General features: G+C 60.8%; 1 pseudogene. It reads right to left on the reverse strand.

What is annotated here, in order from left to right:
* Positions 1-29: 29 nt before the first annotated feature.
* Positions 30-1219 (reverse strand): annotated as a pseudogene (locus E3T55_RS07250) (IS3 family transposase).
* Between the last annotated feature and the right edge of the window lie 47 nt (positions 1220-1266).

Consider the following 1266-nt stretch of genomic DNA (forward strand, 5'->3'; position numbering starts at 1 on the left):
TGGCCTTGCCCCCGGTTAGTGGACACGGGTTAAGCGGCGAGTTGAACTTCCGCGGTCTCTGACGAGTATTGCAGTTCGAAGGTGACGGGGGTGACATCTCCGATCGAGGAGTGTCGGCGCCGACGGTTGTATCGGTCCTCGATCCAGGCTCCGACTTCTCGGGTGGCGCGGTCGCGGGTGGGCCATACTCGGCGGTAGTAGAACTCGGTTTTGAGCGTCGCGAAGAAGCTCTCAGCCATCGCGTTGTCCCAGCAAATACCGGTCAATCCCATCGAGCGAGTGATGCCATTTTTGATCGCGAATGCGGTGATCTGGGCTGAGGCATATTGGGTGCCGCGGTCGCTGTGGAAGATAACTTGCGCCGGCCTGTCTCCGCGCAGCGTCATGGCCATCACGAGGGCATTCTCGATCAGATCGGTCCGCATGTGGTCGGCGATGGCCCAACCGATGACCCGGCGGCTGTGTGCGTCGATCACGGTCGCCAGGTAGACCCAGCCCTCCCAGGTCCTCAGATAGGTGATGTCGCCGACCCAGACCTGGTTCAGGGCACCGGTGTCCCATTTCCGTTTGACGGCGTCGACGGGGTAAGCGTCGGCGTGGTCGATGATCGTGGTGGTCCGCCACTTTTTCGGGCAGATACCCACCAATCCGAGGCGTTGCATGGTCTTGGCGACGGTCTTGCGCGAGATGGTCTCCCCGTCAGCGCGGAGGTCGGCAAGGATCCTCGGCGACCCATAAACCTCATCGGAATCACCGTGAAACCACGCCACTTTCTGCTCGATGTTCTCTCGTCGAATGGCGCGGTCCGACGGCTTCCGGTCGAGCCAGACGTAGTAGCCCGAGCGGGACACCTCGAGCAGGCGGACCATGCGGGTGATGGTGAAGTTGGTCTTCTCCGCCAGCATCAGTTCGAACGCTTTGCGCTCGTATCCGATGCTTCCTGGGCGAAGAAGATGGACGCTTTTTTTAGAAACGCCCGATCCAGTTTCAGGTCCGCGTTCTCTTTGCGCAGCCGGAGCAACTCGGCCCGTTCGGACTCAGTAACCGCGGTCTCACCGGTGTCGTTTCGGGCCTTGAAAGCGATGACCCAACGACCCAGCGAAGCCTCGTTTATGCCGAGCTCGCGGGCCACGGTCGCGATGGCCCTGCCGGTGTTGATCACCAGCTTCACGGCTTCGTCTTTGTACTCAGGAGTGAACTCCCGACGTGTGTTTCCCATGTGAACATTCTCTCTTGTGAGGTGTCCAGTCAACGGGGGCAGGGCCA

The sequence above is a fragment of the Cryobacterium frigoriphilum genome, from assembly GCF_004403305.1.
GTDB classification, from domain to species: domain Bacteria; phylum Actinomycetota; class Actinomycetes; order Actinomycetales; family Microbacteriaceae; genus Cryobacterium; species Cryobacterium frigoriphilum.